This window comes from Flavisolibacter ginsengiterrae DSM 18136 (assembly GCF_059568575.1).
This window is the reverse complement of sequence record NZ_JCANTR010000001.1, coordinates 251,380-266,932: the sequence shown is the minus strand read 5'-3', so window position 1 is coordinate 266,932 and position 15,553 is coordinate 251,380. Positions and strand designations below refer to the sequence as shown.

At 38.2% G+C, this 15,553-nt stretch carries 15 protein-coding genes; 7 read left to right on the top strand and 8 right to left on the bottom strand.

The annotated features are described in order from the left end of the window. Positions 1-5: 5 nt before the first annotated feature. Entirely contained in the window at positions 6-2,072 is a 2,067-nt protein-coding gene (locus BP74_RS01190) for a TonB-dependent receptor (protein WP_496370223.1), read from the bottom strand. A 256-nt stretch (positions 2,073-2,328) separates the two neighbouring features. On the opposite strand from BP74_RS01190, the gene BP74_RS01185 reads away from it, so the two are divergent. After that, positions 2,329-2,955 (top strand): metallophosphatase domain-containing protein, encoded by a 627-nt coding sequence (locus tag BP74_RS01185; protein WP_496370221.1) that lies wholly within the window; start codon positions 2,329-2,331, stop codon positions 2,953-2,955. Here the strand turns inward: BP74_RS01185 and BP74_RS01180 are convergent. Genes BP74_RS01180 through BP74_RS01165 form a run of 4 tightly spaced genes read right to left on the bottom strand, consistent with a single transcriptional unit; the run spans position 2,950 to position 5,907 of the window. Further along, positions 2,950-3,693: a LytR/AlgR family response regulator transcription factor gene (locus BP74_RS01180; RefSeq protein WP_496370219.1), complete on the bottom strand. Its 744-nt coding sequence runs from the start codon at positions 3,691-3,693 to the stop codon at positions 2,950-2,952. The genes BP74_RS01185 and BP74_RS01180 overlap by 6 nt on opposite strands. Continuing rightward, positions 3,668-4,720 carry a sensor histidine kinase gene (locus BP74_RS01175; protein WP_496370217.1) on the bottom strand — a complete coding sequence of 351 codons (1,053 nt, stop codon included), beginning with the start codon at positions 4,718-4,720 and terminating at the stop codon, positions 3,668-3,670. The genes BP74_RS01180 and BP74_RS01175 overlap by 26 nt, the downstream gene beginning before the upstream one ends. After that, positions 4,721-5,080, bottom strand: coding sequence for a DUF4288 domain-containing protein (locus BP74_RS01170; protein ID WP_496370215.1), 360 nt, complete (start codon positions 5,078-5,080; stop codon positions 4,721-4,723). 26 nt (positions 5,081-5,106) lie between these two features. Beyond that, the gene (locus BP74_RS01165) at positions 5,107-5,907 is read right to left on the bottom strand and encodes a LiaF transmembrane domain-containing protein (RefSeq protein ID WP_496370213.1); all 801 of its coding nucleotides are present in this window, start codon (positions 5,905-5,907) and stop codon (positions 5,107-5,109) included. Positions 5,908-6,077: 170 nt separating this feature from the next. Between BP74_RS01165 and BP74_RS01160 the strand changes: the two genes are divergently transcribed. After that, positions 6,078-6,659 (top strand): Crp/Fnr family transcriptional regulator, encoded by a 582-nt coding sequence (locus BP74_RS01160; protein WP_496370211.1) that lies wholly within the window; start codon positions 6,078-6,080, stop codon positions 6,657-6,659. 362 nt (positions 6,660-7,021) lie between these two features. Then, complete coding sequence (locus BP74_RS01155; protein ID WP_496370209.1) at positions 7,022-7,552, top strand: YceI family protein; 531 nt, start codon at positions 7,022-7,024, stop codon at positions 7,550-7,552. 354 nt (positions 7,553-7,906) lie between these two features. Here BP74_RS01155 and BP74_RS01150 read toward each other — a convergent pair whose 3' ends face one another. After that, complete coding sequence (locus BP74_RS01150) at positions 7,907-9,529, bottom strand: tetratricopeptide repeat protein (protein ID WP_496370207.1); 1,623 nt, start codon at positions 9,527-9,529, stop codon at positions 7,907-7,909. Positions 9,530-9,545: 16 nt separating this feature from the next. After that, positions 9,546-10,382 carry a universal stress protein gene (locus BP74_RS01145; RefSeq protein ID WP_496370205.1) on the bottom strand — a complete coding sequence of 279 codons (837 nt, stop codon included), beginning with the start codon at positions 10,380-10,382 and terminating at the stop codon, positions 9,546-9,548. 119 nt (positions 10,383-10,501) lie between these two features. Here BP74_RS01145 and BP74_RS01140 point away from each other — a divergent pair, with 119 nt between their 5' ends. The 4 genes from BP74_RS01140 (at position 10,502) to BP74_RS01125 (ending at position 14,499) form a co-directional block, all read left to right on the top strand. Beyond that, complete coding sequence (locus tag BP74_RS01140) at positions 10,502-11,194, top strand: response regulator transcription factor (RefSeq protein WP_496370203.1); 693 nt, start codon at positions 10,502-10,504, stop codon at positions 11,192-11,194. A 2-nt stretch (positions 11,195-11,196) separates the two neighbouring features. After that, on the top strand, positions 11,197-12,594 hold the full coding sequence (locus BP74_RS01135) for a sensor histidine kinase (RefSeq protein WP_496370201.1): 1,398 nt from the start codon (positions 11,197-11,199) through the stop codon (positions 12,592-12,594). A gap of 102 nt (positions 12,595-12,696) precedes the next feature. Next, the gene (locus tag BP74_RS01130; protein WP_496370199.1) at positions 12,697-14,073 is read left to right on the top strand and encodes a chloride channel protein; all 1,377 of its coding nucleotides are present in this window, start codon (positions 12,697-12,699) and stop codon (positions 14,071-14,073) included. A 150-nt stretch (positions 14,074-14,223) separates the two neighbouring features. Then, positions 14,224-14,499: a hypothetical protein gene (locus BP74_RS01125; RefSeq protein ID WP_072834623.1), complete on the top strand. Its 276-nt coding sequence runs from the start codon at positions 14,224-14,226 to the stop codon at positions 14,497-14,499. Between the two features lie 47 nt (positions 14,500-14,546). Here BP74_RS01125 and BP74_RS01120 read toward each other — a convergent pair whose 3' ends face one another. After that, positions 14,547-15,539, bottom strand: coding sequence for a YpdA family putative bacillithiol disulfide reductase (locus BP74_RS01120; protein ID WP_496370197.1), 993 nt, complete (start codon positions 15,537-15,539; stop codon positions 14,547-14,549). Positions 15,540-15,553: the final 14 nt, after the last annotated feature.

The window sequence follows — 15,553 nt, the reverse complement described above, 5'->3', positions numbered from 1 at the left end:
AACAATTATTGTTGCTTTTTTGCCATCCAGTTCAATAGCAGGCTAATGAAATAAGTTCTCCCGGGTGCTGCATTATAATACCTTCCTCCGGCAACATTGATATCATTACCCAGACTATATTCCTGGTTCAATAAATTTTCCACACCACCGGAGACAGTGTATTTATACTGTCTGTTCAGCATGCCCTGGTATCCCAGGTGCAGGCTTAAAAGATGGTATTGCTTACCAAATTCACTATTCGCATCGTTCAAGGCGATCTTATCACTGTAATAATAGGCGATGTTGCCAAAAAGTCCATTTTTTAAATCAGCATCCATGCCTGCTGACAGAATATGTGGGGGAGTGCCTGGTAATTGTTTGCCAGAAAAATCAGTATTTACCTGCTTAAAACTTCTGTAACTGAAATTATGATAGGTATGGCTGACCCATAGCAGGCTTTTGCTGATAAAAGATATGTTGGACAGGAATGGGTAACTGAGGTACGTTTCAACTCCCTGCTGCTTTGTTTTGCCTGCATTAATATAAAAGTCTCCTCCGGCAGAATCTTTCCGCTGCACAATAGTATTTTCCAGCGAAAAATAGAAAGCGTTGACGTCCATGTACAAACCAAAGGATGAAGTGGCCTTAAAGCCTAGTTCATAGTTGATGCCTTGTTCTGCCTGTAAATTAAAATTAAGTACACTACCCGATGGACTTAACTCAGCAGTGGTGGGTGGTGAAAATCCCTTAGACAGTGAGGTATATACCATGATATCTTTCATTTTTTTTGCAACAGAGAATCTTGGCATTATACTGTAATCAAGTGTTCTTTTTAAAATTCCTGCTGTAGTAGGTTGAAATCTTTGTATTTCAAGTGCAGATTTATTCAGGCTTGCGCCGGCAGAAAAAATCCAATTGGCCGGGTTCCAGGAAGCCTGTGAAAAAATGAACCAGGATCTGTTAGACAGATCATCATGAGTTTGCAAAGAATCGGGATTACCTGCTTTATTTCTATACACGTCTATTGTTGCTAATTCCTGCTGCCATTCAGCTCCGGTGTTCCATTTCAATATTGAATTATTTATGTGGCTTGTATATTGAAAAACCGTCCTTGCCCCGGTATGTGGTTCTGCGTTCTTGCCATAATTTCTAAAAGTCGGATTTCTTAATTCAGTGAACATTCCATAGGCTGTAGTTTTATTTTGCCATTCATTGGAAAATTGCTGTAAAAATGAGATCCCTGCAAGAAACTCTTTTTGCCTGATAGAAGCATGGCTTTGAGCAGCCCCCGGCAAACTTCCGGTATTAGGCCTTGCTGCTGTGGGTTCTTTGGAATATTCAGCCAGGTTTAATCCTCCGGGTGTTTCATAATAAAGATTGCTTAAGAGAAAAGTAGTTTTTAAAACCTGCTTCTCGTTGGGTCTGAATATGCCATTCCAGCTTACGATCTCCTTGTGAAGACTTGAATGTTCACGGTAGCCATCAGATTTTTGCAACTGGATATTTACTACATTATTCCATTTTGAATTAGAAGTAATAAGATTTGTATGTAATAGTGATGAACCATAGCTCCCTACAGTTAACCCGGCGGTGATACCCGGCTGTAATGTATCACCCGTTTCCCGTATCAATAATACACCTCCCGTGCCAGCGCCATATAAACTGCTTCCGGGTCCTTTGATAATTTCAATGGAATTAAAATTGTAAAAACCTAACTGATTTAAATATGTTTGCCCGCCCGGATCTGTTATGGGAATATCATTAAAGTAAACTTTTACATTTCTTACACCGAATGGGGAACGCAGAGAACTTCCCCTGATGTTAAACCGGTAACTTCCCGGAGATCTTTCTTCCATATGTACTCCTGGAGTAGAATTTACTGCCATGACAATGGAATTGGGACTGAATCTTTTCAAGGAACTCTCTCCAACATAGTTTAAGGCAACAGGAACATTCTTTAGTCTTGTGTTCTGCTCAAATGCATGAATGACGACTTCCGGAAGAACGTTTTTCTTTGTAGTGTCAGTTTGTTGTGCCTGAGATAAGAATGGGCCTGCAAATAGGATAATAGAGAGGATAATGGAAATCTTCATAAGCAATGGAAACAAGTGTTAATGGCATAATTACTGCTCCATAAAGATTAATCAATATTTGTAAATAAAAAATTTCTTAATTAAGGAAGGGAAAGACTAGCTTAAAACATGCAAAGAATTGCAACAGGTAAACCAGGAAATCGTGCGATAGTTTGTAACTGGGTCAAAGCTTATAATGATTGCTTAATTCATCTTATATAAAGCCGAAATTTATTCCAGAACGGATATATTTATCATTCATTCAAAAGTATTTTCATTGAAGTTTGTTGGCATTGCAGATTCTCATTCACGTCATAGAGGTATTATTCTTCCGAAAGGGGATGTACTTATTCATGGCGGAGATATAAGCTTCAGGGGGGAAAAGTTGGAAATTGAAGATTTTCTTTCCTGGTTTGGCAAACAGGATTTCGAGTTTAAGATCTTTATTGCAGGCAACCATGATTTTCTTTTGGAAAAAATAAAAACCAGGGATTTGGAGCGGTTGCTACCCGATGGTGTCATTTATTTAAATGATAGTGGTGTTAATATCAATGGTTTCCAGGTATGGGGGTCACCTATTACTCCAAAATTTTTTAATTGGGCATTCAACAGGACCAGGGGAGAGGCCATTAAAAGACATTGGAAGTTAATTCCTGCTTCTACTGATATATTGATCACTCATGGCCCTCCATATGGCATATTAGACCAGGTAGTCAATGAAACCCATGTCGGTTGTGTGGACCTGTTACAAACCGTAAAAAGCATCAAGCCTAAAGTGCACCTTTTTGGACATATTCACGAATCATTCGGTATTAGAAATTCATCTGATACAAAGTTTATCAATGCCTGCCAGATGAATGAATTGTATGAGCTGGTAAATAAGCCGGTAGTTTTTGAATTATAGACCCAAAACTTCTCTGAGCTTTGGATAACCAGTTTTGCTAACAGGTACTCTTAGCCCCGATCTCAGGATTGCCAGATGATTTTCTTTTTCATAAGGGTCTATCCTTGTAATCTCCTGGACATTGATGATATAAGAACGGTGGGTGCGCACGAACATATTTTTAGGTAAGGTATTTTCGAAATAGCTCATGGTTTTATTCTTCAGATAAGCGCCTTCAGGCGTATGGATCTTTACATAATCATCTGAAGCTTCAAAGTATAGAATATCTGTAAAGGGAATAATTTTAATCTTTCCTCCTGTTTTTACTACAACCCGCTCAGCCTGAGACAAACTGCCGGTTCCTGAATAAAGAAGCCGGGTTGTTGCCTCCTTTTGCTGCTGTATATTTATTTGATCCAGGAATTTATGAACTGCCTTACTGAACCTTTCCCTGCTAAAGGGTTTCAATAAATAATCTATAGCATGTGTTTCAAATGCTTTAATGGCATATTCATCAAAAGCAGTAGTGAAAATTACGGCAGGAGCGGGTTCTACCAGTTCAAGCATTTCAAATCCGTTGATCTTCGGCATTTGTATATCAAGAAAAACCAGGTCGGGCTGCAATTGCATTATGGCTTTTACACCTTCAAAACCATCATTGCATTCAGCTATCAATTCCATTCCGGAAAATTCAATCAGATATTCTTTGACTATAGATCGGGCTAATGGTTCATCATCTATTATTATTACCCTGGTCATGTTGTGGAATTTTTATAATCGTACTAAACAAGTTATTATGAATCCTGGTTTGTAATAAGTCTTGTCTTGCAAATAAAAGAAAAAGCCTACGTTGAATGGAATGAAGTCCAAAGCCCATTCCCTTTGTAGAATTTTTAGTCTGGGGACCAAATGGATTGGTGATTGTAATACAAAGGTTATCATCTTCCAACACTGCCATAACTGTAATGACAACCCCTTCGGTGGTATCGTATAATCCAAACTTTATGGCATTTTCAACTACAGGTTGTAAGAGCATATTTGGTAAATAGGCTGGCTTTTCGGTATCATTTGTTATGATCGATGTAAGTCGATCGCCGAACCTGATTTTTTCTATGTCCAGGTACAACTGTAAATGCTCCAGTTCATCTTCCAGGCTTGCCCATTGTTTTTCATCTTTTTTCAATGTACCTCTTAAGAAATCGGATAATTGTTGCACCATGGTTCGTGCCTGTTGAGGGTGTGAACTAATTAAGGCATTAATCGAATTAAGGCTATTGAAGAGAAAATGTGGTTGTAGCTGTTGCCTGAGTTTGTATAATTCTGCCTCTTTGGAAAGTTGCTGAGCTTCAGATTTTCTTTTTTCAGCGTCCTGCTGATCCTGGGTAGTGTACCACAATACACTGATAAGGGACATACATCCAATGATCAAAAAGCCTATTGCTTCCCTTATAAATAAAGAATCGGACAAAAAGGAATTATATGCAGGTATATTTTTAAATAAAATAGATAAAATGAACTTGGATAGGGATAACCACAGAATTGATAGGGTAAAAACAAGGGCCAGAATATATCCGTATTTATTTTTATCCGGAATATAGAATTGGAGCATTAGGGTAACCAATAGAGCTGAACCTGCCAGCAGGATATTGAAAATAATGCTATCGGAAACAGAGATTTCCCAGGCAAAACCGAAATTCGAAATTGCCAGTGCGTGAAGGATGGCCCAGGTAAACCATACAGTTCCAAAAAGGATACGAAAACGAATTGTCTTGGTTAGTGAAGCCACTTAGATAAAATTCAGGATTTGGTGTGTTTGTCCCTGTTTAATGGAATCAGCTTTCTTATGAACAAAACTAGTATATGCGTTTGCATCTTCTACTTCATTGATCCTTGAATAGATTTCGGCACCGTCAGTTAGTTTGTTAAGATAAATCAATTCTGATATGTTAATGAACTTCCATCGAACCAATTCCTTTTTTTGATTATCAAAACTTACTTCTTCACGTAAACCTGTATCGAATGCTTTTTGATAGGCCACAGCCTCATCCACTGCAGTTATAAGCCTTAATTGTTCATCAAACTGTGGTTTATGCAGTCCATCACCACATATCACCTGGTAAACCAGTTTTGCAAGATACCATTTCATTATTTAAGGAGTTTGAAGGTTAATTATCAGAAACTTCGTATTTCAATGCCACCAAACATACAGGTGCCATCAAGGATCAACACTTTATTGGGATCCATTTGAACACCAACAACCTGTCGCTTATCGTCAACACCTCCAAATATCGCAGTGACATCACTTTGCACATCCCATGATGAAGGAACTATGAGCTTGGTGCCGCCAAAAATATTGGTGGTGTCAATAACCACCCGGCCATTCAAATCGGCCTGGGATAAATTGATTTCGGATCCACCCATAAAGGTGACAATATCACCTCCTTTAAAATTCTTGCTCAGAATATTTTTTTTTACGCCACCAAAGACTGCTGTAATGTCTATAAAATCCCTGCGGTCTGGCATAATAGATTCATTAGAACTGCCAGCAGAAGAATTTTCGTCCATAGCATGAGAATTGCTCCAGGCATCCCTGTGTTCATACCTCCATTTACGCCAATGACTTCTTTTTGGCCTTAAAATGAATAACATCCCAATTGCTATTATGATGAAAGGAGCGATAAAACGGTCAAGGTTAAGTGATGGATTGATATCGTCAGCCAGGGAGAACGCACCAAACAATAATAGTATGATCCAAAATCCGCCTTTGAAATTATGCCGCAAGCCAGAGAACAGCCCAACAGCAATAAGTATCATTGGCCAGGTAAAAAACCATGAGGGAAAAACAATAATATGTAAAGCTTTTAAGAGTAATAGTCCTCCAACTACTAATAGCATTAAACCAGCCAATATCCTGTTCTCGCTTCTTCTTTTACCCCATTTTCTTTCTATTTCGGATTTAAATTCTTCGTTCATATTCTGAATTTTAAACAAAATAAAAGTTTGAAAGCCTTGCTGTCAAGCTATTATAGGTAACCCAAAGGGTAATTGCCGGTAAAAACAGGGGAAATACCGGTAATACTTACAGGTAGTATAACTTACCGGTATAAACCAACTCCACTATTTTTGCTTGTAAGACGAAGCCCATGTTTGAGTTGTTATTTCAAAAGTTTGATGAGAAAGTTAGCCTGACTGAAGAAGAAAAAGAATTAAGCAAAACGTACTTTGCGCCAAAAAAACTTCGGAAGAAACAATACCTGTTGCAGGAAGGTGACCCATGCAGGTCAATTGCCTTTGTTGAAAAAGGGATGCTCAGGTTGTATGCTATTGATGAAAAGGGTGCGGAACATGTGGTTCAATTTGCTTTTGAAGGTTGGTGGATCGCTGACCAATATAGTTTTCTAACCGGCGAACCTTCCATATATACCATAGATGCCCTTGAAGATTGCGAATTGTTGTTATTAACAAAACAAGCAGAAGATCAGTTGATGGAAAAAATTCCAAAAATGGAGAAGTATTTCAGGATCTTATTGCAAAATAACTTAATTGCAACCCAGCGCCGGCTAATGAGTTCATTAAGCCATTCTGCAGAAGAAAAATACCTGGAATTGGTTACATCTTGTCCCACCATCCCTCAAAGAGTACCCCAGCACATGATGGCCAGTTATCTTGGGATTACACCAGAAACCCTGAGCAGGATACGAAAACAAATGACCTTAAGAAAGTAAATGCAGAGCATTTGACCTGCCAATTGTTTAAATTTTTACATCGAAAGGAATTCATCTTTGCGTAAATCTCTTGATATACATCAATGCCATTTCTTAGCCTACCTCAATGGCATTAGCTATGACAAATTATAGCTTTGTACCTGTAATGATCAAAGGACATAAGTCTTCATAAATAAGTGAAAAAATAATATTCATTACACTTATAGACAAATGCAGGGTAACACTGGAACTCATACCATGACCCCGGAAAATACAGCTTGGAAGTATATGGGTAACATATTTGCATATAAACCTGGATAACTCTGGCTAATATTAATGTTCAAACTTTAATTAACTTTATAAAACAGTAAAAAATAAGAATTATGGCAATTACATGGAAGATCGATCCGGCACACTCAGAGATTCAGTTTAAGGTAAAACACCTGATGATCACTACAGTGACCGGGTATTTCAGAAATTTTGACCTCGAAGTAGAAACTCAGACTGAGGATTTTTCTTCAGCTAACCGCATTGAATTTACTGCCCAGGTTGATTCAATAGATACGAATAATGCACAAAGAGATGCACACCTGAAATCAGCTGATTTCTTTGATAGTGAGAATAATCAGCAGATTAAATTCGTTGGTAAAAAATTTAATGCTGACGGGGATAAAGCCAATTTAACAGGTGATCTTACAATCAGAGGAACGACGAAACCAATTACTTTAAATGTGGAATATGGAGGTATTGTTGTAGATCCTTATGGCCAGACAAAAGCTGGTTTTACAGTTAACGGAAAGATCAGCAGGAAAGAGTTTGGCTTAACATGGAGTGCTGTTACTGAAGCCGGACAGGTAGTGGTAAGTGATGAAATCAGGTTATTGGCTGAGATACAATTAATAAAACAAGCATAAATCCGGAGATGATATTGAGTAAACGTAATGTGTCTGCACATTGCGTTTTTTTTGTGCCCAAAGATGTAAAAAAAGGGCCTTGTTAAAACAAAGCCCGTCCATTAATTATCACCAAAAAGAACTACTTATGAGATAAGTGTCTTATCAAAAGTGGTTAAAAAGCTCTGAAAAGAAATCAGATAGAGATTAGAACTTTATTAGAATTCCTTTCTAACCTTATTTCACATTCATCCAATAGCTATAAATAGATGCAACTTGTTCTTTTTGTTGAGGTTATAATGGTAAAAAAATTGCCCCGCTTAAAAGCGGGGCAGAAAACCAACCAGTACACATAAAAAATACGATTCTTCCTTTTTACTTACTACCATCGGTTGAGTTATTTTTCTCCAGTATAGCTATATATCGTTTTGCATCTGCATTATCCGGATCTACCTCCAATACTTTTTCAAAATAATCCACAGCTTCATTATAATCCTTTTGCGTATTAGCTTCATAAGCAGCCAGGTAGGCATATGCTTCCACCATCCATTTTTTGTAATTAGCGTTGGTGGTATCACCCTGTAACACTTCAATCAGCTTTTTGTAAACAGGTATGGCCAAGCTCTCCTTCATGTCTTTATCCAAAGAAGCATTGCTCCGGGCCTGCCAATAATATCCAAAGCTTTGTTCAGGGTATTTAGCTACGTACATACCAAATACTGAATCAGCCATCCTGAAGTCCTGGGCCAGGAAATTAGCTAGTCCCCAATTAAACAGGTCAACATTGGTAGCATTGTCATTTCCCCGGTAAAATTTCTCCATCCATTTGGCTTCGGAAGCGTAATCCTTATTGGATTTAGCCATTGTTGCCAGTTTTTTATAATAGTTGAACAGTGCGGCAGAATCTTTCTGAAGCCCCGCGGCTTTTTCTAAATACACCAGTGCGGAATCCTGTTTATGGGAACTATTGGCGTATAATCCGGCCATTAGTTCAAAATCTTTAGCTACCAGGTTACTGTCCTCTTCCTTAAGGAAGTAATCGTGCATAAAACGTAAAGCCTTAATGGAATCTTTAGTTTCAGCATAGCTATATGCCAATAACTTATAGATACGCGGTTCCAGTTTGTTGCCTTGGGTTGCCATCAATGAATTAGCGTTTTCAATGGCTTTATCATATTCCTTGTTCAGGTAGAAAAGGTCTGTAAGGTCATATTGATTTTGAATGGAAGGATCTGATTTTGCCAGGTATTGATTGTAGAGTTGAAATGCCCTGGCAATATCGTGGTAGAAATTATAAACATATAGTTGATACAGGGCCGGTGCATAATCTGGATCTGCAGCAATAGCTTTATTAAAATATTCCAGGTATAGGTCGGGGTTTTTTTGTGAGAGGAATATTTCGCCTAACTTATAATAGGCAGCTGCATAATTTTCATTTTTATCCAGGGCTTCCTTGTATGCTTTATATGCCTCAGTTCCATTATTCAATTTTCTGTAAGCATCACCTAAAAGAACTATCCAGGCAGGGTTATGTTTGTCTCTTTTTATAGCCTTCGTTAAAAGAGAAATGGCATAATTAGCATCACCATTCTTTAGATTAATGTAGGACTGGGCGATTGCGCCCAATACTGTCTCATCCTTTTCTTTGGTTTCCTTTAAAGCAGCAGTAAAAAGTTCAGCTGCCTTATCTTTTTTACCCTGGTATAACAAAACAGATCCTAATGCTACCTGGAATAAAGGATTTTCCCGAATAGAAACCGGCGCCTTTAATATTGTGTCAAATCCTTTATCTATTTTTTCTTCAGCGAGATAGGTTTTTGTCAGGCCCAACCATGCTTCTGGTTTTTCTGCCTGTTGGTTTAATACAGCATGGTAAGCGTTTTCTGCACTTTGATATCGTTCATGATAATAGAATTGATTGGCTGATTCCAGGGTTTGAGCCTGGAGTAACAAGCCTCCGGAGATAACGAGGATAAAGGATAAAAATATTTTTTTCATACAAGCCATATTTTGTTTAATAACTGGGACATTTTACGGAAAGCACCTGGACATTTGAACCTGCCTTCAGATTATCCAAATGCCTGTTTATCCAACCAACTTTTGTTTCAGATGAGGGATCAAGCAATAATACATCTGCATTTATTTTTTTTGCAAAAAGCATGAGCGCCTTAGATTTATTCTTTCCCTGTAATACCGAATATTCAACCTGGCAATGAACGGAACCCCGGAGCCATTGGTAAGCTTTTAAAAGAGCGCTGGCAGAAAACTCAGCAGGCACATATTGAGCATTAGAAAAAGTTACCAGGAAAACTTTTAAACAGCCCTTCCTGGAAAGCGCAGCTATAGCATCTATTTTATAACTGGGAAAGCCGGTAGTAATGGGTACCACAAGGGTCCTGATCTTATTATGTAATGAACCTGGTTTCACCGTAAGAACTGCACTGTTGGTCAGCTCACATAATTTATCTGGAAAAACCGTATTCAAAAAGAATAAAAGGGAGTGATTGGATTTTTTGCCAATAACAACCAGGTCAGCTTTTATTTGTTTCGTTTTTTGTTCAATGCATCTCTGGATTGAAAAGTGGTTTTCAATACTATAAGTAACTTTTACAGTAACATCTGCTACTTCCAGGAAAGTTTTCCATCTGGCAAGAATTTTTGCATATCCTTTTATGTCCTGAGGTTTACTCCATACAAGGGACAATAAATTGTGATTTATATTCTTCTTTACGTGAAAAAGATGAATCACCCCACCTTGCCTGTCAACTACTTCCAATGCTTTTTTGATAGCCACCTCGGTATTTATTGAGAAATCTACCGGCACTAATATGGTTTTAAACGACTGGCACATCATAACCTGTTAACTGGAGTAAATCTAGGTCGCCCGCATTAATCCAGAATTAGTCTGGTATTAAAATGCTATTAGAAGCTGAAATGCTGTATATGTAATTCGTAAATTGCCAATCTCACATGGATGAAAGAAAAATACTTATTGTAGAAGATGAGCAAAAAATTGCTGACACTTTAAAACTCGGGTTAAGTGAAAATGATTATTATGTGGAAGTGGCCTATGATGGCCAGATTGGGTTGAAGTTATTTGAACAACAAAAATTCAACCTGGTTATACTTGATATAAATCTTCCAGGATTAAATGGGTACCAGCTTTGTAAGATCATTCGTTCCAGGAGCCCCCAGGTACCTATCATCATGTTAACAGCTTTAAGTGCCCTGCAGGATAAAATAGAGGGTTATGATGCAGGAGCCGATGATTATATTGTTAAGCCCTTTGAGTTCAGGGAATTGTTAATGAAAATCCGGGTATTATTAAAACGGTCAATGGATCAGCATATACCTGTCGGCAATGTGTTGCGCGCTTCTGACCTGGAAATGAACCTGGATAGTAAGGAAGTGAAAAGGAACGGGGAATTGATCAACCTTACCGCTAAGGAATTCCAGTTACTGGAATATTTGATACGCAACAAAAATCGTGTAGTTTCAAGAGCTGATATCGCTATCAATGTCTGGGATATTGATTTTGATACCAATACCAATGTGATTGATGTATATATTAATTATGTCCGAAATAAAATAGACAAGCGTTTTGAACAAAAATTGATACAGACGCAGGTTGGAATGGGTTATATTTTAAAAGAAAATGGCTAACAATGCCTGTACGCTCCCGGATCACCTTATTATTTTCCCTTTTGGCTTTTATCATCCTGAGCATTGTTTGTGCCAGTGTTTATTATTTCTCGTACGAACTCCGGATCGATACAATCAAGTCACGATTGTCAAACAGAGCTTTGACAACTGCACGGTTATTAAGTCAAAAAGAAATATTTGATGAGAAACTGGTAAAAAGAATTGATTCATCAACAACGCTTTCATTGATAAACAAGGTGGTAATGGTTTATGATGAAAATAATAAACCGATCTACAATTATACCGACCAGCCAGGAGACCGCGTATCAGTTGACGAAAGCACATTAAGTAATGCCAGGAAAAGCGGAACTTATTATTTTGTTGAGGGCAATAAGGAAATTGTGGCTTACTATTATAATCATCCATCTACCCGAATTGTTGTAGTTACAGCAGGAGAGGATGCTGATGGAAAGGCCAATTTAAAAAGTTTATCAAGGATATTGTTATTAAGCTTTCTTGTTGGCAATATTATTATCCTTGTCGCCGGGTATGTATTTTCTGGTCGTTTGTTGCGCCCCATTAAAAGGATCAATAAAGACGTTACTGAAATTTCTGCCCAAAATCTTACCAGGCGATTACCGCAAGGGGAAGCTAAAGATGAATGGCAACAATTGTCACAGACCATCAATGATCTTCTGAACCGCCTTCAGGATAGTTTTGATCTGCATAGAAGATTTATTTCCAATGCTTCTCATGAACTTTCAACTCCATTAACTTCTATTTCCAGCCAGCTGGAAGTGGCATTACAACGTCAAAGGTCTCCCGAAGAGTATCATATGGTGATAGAATCCACTTACCAGGATGTGCAGCACATGATCAAATTAACCCAGACATTACTGGAGTTTGCAAAGGCATCGGGAAACACCGGTGGATTAGAGATCAACCTGGTACGTATCGATGAGATATTACTTGACTTGCCAGCTGAGATCAGTAAGGTGGATCAAAAGTTTACTGTCATGCTTCATTTCGATGATCTTCCGGAAGAGGAAGAGCGGTTGTTTGTTTTTGGCAATGAAGCTTTATTGCTAACAGCAATAAAGAACATTGTTTTAAACGCCTGTAAATATTCCAACGATAATAGGGCTACTGTAAAGTTAAAGGCCATGGATGATAACCTGGTGATCTATGTGGGGAACAATGGTAAAGGTATTCCCAAAGAGGAACTGGCAAGTATATTCGATCCATTCTATAGGGTTGAAGAAAACAAATCAACCAGGGGGTTTGGTTTGGGTCTATCACTTGCACATAGAATCGTAAAATTACACAAGGGAAATATCCACGTCAGTTCTGAACAGAATAAGGAAACAATATTTACTATCCTGCTTCCCAGTGCCCATTCCCTTAAATCTTTTAATTCCTGATGTATAAACCGAAAACTTTACGGAGATATTAAAATGCAATTAGAGTATGTTAGTATTGAACAAATCAAAATTTTAAATTTTGATGCTGCTTAACTTGCATCGATGAAAATTTTATGGCTGGCAAAGGTGCGAAGAGGCGGTAAATATTTGTTTGATCTGTTAGCGACAGATCGTATCAAAAGGAATATTTTACAAGCCTTGCCATTTTGGGTAGCTTCCCTGGTAACGGGTTTGGTTGCCGTGGGATATACCAAATTATTTGGTTATTCGGAGAACCTATTACATAGCATTTTGCATTGGAAACAGTGGATGATATTTATTGTCACCCCTGTATGTTTTTTCATTGCCTGGGGTATGGTCCAGTTATTTGCACCTAATGCCAGGGGTAGTGGTATACCGCAGGTGATGGCAGCCATAGATTTGGCAACTCCAAAGCATAATAATAAAATAAAAAATCTACTCAGCTTTCCCATATTATTTACCAAGATCGGTTCCAGCTTAATGATGGTTATGGGCGGTGGCGCTATAGGCAGGGAAGGTCCTACCATACAGGTTGCAGGTTCAATTTTTAGAATCATTCAGAAATGGATACCTGCTTCATGGCCCCGGTTATCCAAACAAAGTTTTATACTTACTGGTGCAGCAGCAGGACTTGCGGCTGCATTTAATACTCCTTTAGGCGGAGTGGTCTTTGCGATGGAAGAACTGGCTAAGGTACACGTACGTTTTTTTCGCACAGCCTTATTTTCTGCGGTGATCATTTCGGGCCTTACAGCACAAGGTTTATTGGGTCCATATTTATACCTTGGATATCCAGATGTTAAAAATTTACAGGTATGGATATTACTAGGAGTTGCTGCAACTGCCATTATATCCGGGATGGCTGGAAGTTTAATGTGCCTACTCATTTTAAAAATGATGCGATGGAAGGCTACATTCAATAACTTTCAATCCTTTGTATTTGTAATACTTGCTGGTTTGTTCATTGCTTCTGTTGCCTATTTTATTAATGATCAGGTATTAGGCTCCGGTAAAGATCTTATGAACCACGTTTTGTTTACCCAGGATAAAAATGCTTCCTGGGATACGGCGTTACTTAGAATCATAGGTCCCATTATATGTTTTAATACAGGGGCTGCCGGTGGCATATTTGCGCCATCTCTTACTGCTGGTGCATCTATAGGAGCTTTATTTTCACAGGTATTTCACTATGTGGATTCCAATGCAAACATTCTTATCCTATGTGGTATGGTTGGATTTTTAACCGGGGTTACACGTACTCCTTTTACATCTGCTATATTGGTATTAGAAATGACCGACAGGCACAGTGTGATATTTCACCTGATGCTGGCCGCCCTTATTTCTCATATTGCAGCCCTGGTTGTTGACAAACACTCTTTTTATGAACAACTAAAGAAAGGGTATATCGAACAGGAAATGAAAGAATCAGACCATCAAAAAGAGACGCAAACGCAATAGATTTTTTCATAACATCTGGTATCTTTTATCCCGGTTTTGACATAATTATTTAGTTCCTATGGGCAAAGGATTGAATAATTGAAATGGCATAGCATTTTTTTAACGTTTAACCATAGAATTGAATAGTGTAAAACCTTACCTTAGCCCGCTATGACAGTAGAACAAATTGAAACGTTTTTGGCTAAAGAAACCATTCCACAAGGAAAAATTATTCGGTTTGAACTAAAAAAAAGGAATCCGGTCCGTGGCTTAATAGTTCAGGGTCGTGATTATAATGATTTGAAAGCCAAGAATTTCTGGAGGATAGTTACACAAACTAACCTGGCAGCTTACCAAAAAACACAGGATATAAACCTGGCTAAAATTTTTGCCGGTTCTGATTTCGCAAAGCTTTCCCTGGTGACTAATAAGCCTGAAGATTCATAAAATTTATTGTCGTTCCTGCTTCGTTAAAGAATGGTGTTTTACCTCCATTAGAAGATCTTTTTTGCTATATCATCAAGGATCCTGACCGCATGTTCCCTTGAATTTTCAATAAAAAGGCGGTGTGTATTCATACCGCCACATATCACACCTGCGAGATAAATATTTTTTTGATTTGTTTCGTGGGTTTCTTCATTGTAATTGGGTTTACAGGTTTCATCGTCACAAAGTTCTATTCCTGTTTTACGTAAAAATGGTAGATTGGGCTGGTATCCTGTTAAAGCCAAAACCCAATCATTTTCTATTGTCACCCTGCCTTCCGGCGTTTCAATTTCCACTTCGTTCTCCCTTATGGCAACTATCCTGGAATTGTAATAAGCCTTGATTGAACCTTCTTTTATGCGATTCTCTATATCCGGTCTCACCCAATACTTGACCCTCTGGCCAACTTCAGGCCCCCTGATCACCATTGTAACTTCGGCACCCTTTCTCCAGGTTTCCAGCGCTGCATCAACGGCTGAATTTTGAGCACCTGCTACAATGAGTTTTTGAAAAGCATAAAAATGAGGGTCTTTATAGTAATGTTTTACTTTGGACAGGTTTTCTCCCGGCACATGTAGCATATAAGGAATATCATAAAAGCCAGTTGATATAATGATATGTTTAGCCTCGTAAGTTTTTTTATTTGTTACCACCTCATACCACTGTTCTGTTTTGCTTGCCGGATTTTTATTGATATCTATAACTTCTTCAAAAAGGTGAATATTTACATGATTATCAGAAGCCACCCTACGGTAATATTCTAAAGCTTCGTTTCTTGTTGGCTTAGGATTATTGGAAACAAAGGGAACGCCACCAATTTCCAGTCTTTCCGAGGTAGAGAAAAAGGTCATATTTACCGGGTAATTGTATAAGGAATTTACCAGCGTACCCTTTTCAAGTATCAAATAATCGATATTCCGTTTTTTAGCTTCCAGTGCACAAGCGATCCCAATTGGGCCTCCGCCGATTATGATCAATGTATAAGACCGGTTATTATTCAATGAGTAAATTTTGA